The sequence below is a fragment of the Candidatus Hydrogenedentota bacterium genome, assembly GCA_035450225.1.
GTDB lineage: Bacteria > Hydrogenedentota > Hydrogenedentia > Hydrogenedentales > SLHB01 > DSVR01.
Genome location: DAOTMJ010000103.1, coordinates 1 through 1,859, shown reverse-complemented (window position 1 = coordinate 1,859; position 1,859 = coordinate 1). Strand labels below are relative to the sequence as shown.

The following is a 1,859-nucleotide window of genomic DNA, read 5'->3' as shown; positions in this document are numbered from 1 at the left end:
CCGGTTGTCTGGACCGATAGCACGACAGGCGGGTCTGCATCGTAGGTGCGAATGAGCGGCGCGGAAGCCGAGTTGGGCGATCCCAGCGAATTGAAGGCGACGCCCGCCGGAATCGAGACGGCTATCACAACGGTTCCGCCCGACGGAATCAGGTCGAAGGAATAGGCCGCGTCCATGCCGGTGAAATGGTCCACCGAGGCATTGTCCACGACAATATCCGTGGCGTCGAAATCCATGACGGATTCGCTGAAGGTGGCCGTTACCGGAATAGGGGCTGCATTCGTTGGATTGGGCGCTATCGTGGCCAGAACAACCGTCGGGCTGGGCGATTCAAAGGTGATGCCGAGGGATCCCGGCGTATTGGGATTGCCGGCTGTATCCGTGGCGGCGCCTGCTTCCACCGTCGCCGTAACCGGTCCATTCGACATGGGATACAGATTGAACGAGTAGCTGTCGCCCGCGCCGACAAAGTCGCCGACAATGGCATTGGACACTCCCACATCCGAAGCGTCGAATCCAAGGACGGATTCGCTGAACAGCGCCGTCACCGGAATGGGTGTCGTGCCGGTGGGGTCTGAGGCAGTCGTTTGCAGCAGCACGGTGGGCGGCGTATTGTCTATCGTTACGGTATCGCTTGGACCCGCATTCGGAGCCTCGTTCCCATCGGCATCCAACGCCGTTCCTGCCGCGATGGAAATACCTAATGCGCCATCGCCGGAGATCCCCGAAATCGTTACTATCCGCTGGACTGCTCCGCTCCCGGAAATGCCGATGGTTCCCGATGCGGTGCCTTCGATATTCAGAACTACATCGTCTGGAATCAGGCTGATGCTCGTCGCATCCGTATAGATAAGAACAAACTCCACCGGCCCGATATTTGTTATGGGAATCGAAGGTCCGACGATGGATATGCGGGGGCCCACATATTCGTAGGCGCCCATGTCGAACTCGGAACCTTGAGGACGCACGACCCCCGCGAGGTCCGTCAGGGGGGCGTTTGCGGCGGTCCCCGCGTCAATGCACGGCGATACAGCCCGGAGCCTGAAATCTCCCGCTGCGGGATTCCGCAAGGCGGGATCCGCATCGAGATTGCCTTGGCCGGGCCATCCGCCTTGGATATCCGAATAGTCTGCCGTGGCGATCCCGCCGTTGTCCACGGCGATTTCCCCGTTGCCGTCGTTCCACAGGATGCAGTTTACTATCGCGCCCGTTGAACCGGTGCGGGTAAAGATGCCGCCGCACGTGTCCGCCGTATTGCCATACACGGTGCAATTGGTGAAAGACTGAATGCCGCCTCCTTCATTGTAGGCCGCCCCGCCTGCCGTTCCGGAGATGTTGCCCGAAAAAAGGCAGTTCACAAGCGAGGGAGCGCAGTTTCCCCCGTTGTAAATGCCGCCGCCTTTTACTGAAGAGGCATTGGCGGTGAACCGGCATGCCGAAAAAGATTGTGTCCCCGCACTGTTGTAGGCCCCTCCGCCGGCATTTTGGGCGGTGTTGGCCTGCCAAGTGCAATTGGCTGCCACCAAAATCCCTCCGGTGGTATAAATGCCTCCGCCGTCCATGCCGGCGGTGTTGGACTCGAACGTGGTTGAAGTGATGGTGGGGCCTGCGCCGTTGTTGTACACACCGCCGCCCGACCCGGTCGCGTTGTTGAACCCCAAATAACAGGAAATCAACCGGGGGCCGCCTCCCTCATTATAAACGCCGCCGCCATCGCGCGCCGTATTGTACAGGAACGTGCAGTTGGTCAGGCGATGGGAGGCGGCCTTATTGTAAATGCCCCCGCCCATTTCCGATGCCTGATTGTTGAAAAATACCGTGTTTTCTACAATCGCCGAAGCGCCGAGACAATTGTGCAT

1 protein-coding gene is annotated in these 1,859 nt (G+C 59.5%); it reads right to left on the bottom strand.

The features are described from left to right. Positions 1–1,859 (bottom strand): choice-of-anchor Q domain-containing protein (locus tag P5540_19865; GenBank protein ID HRT67071.1); only part of this gene is annotated, 1,859 nt, incomplete at both ends.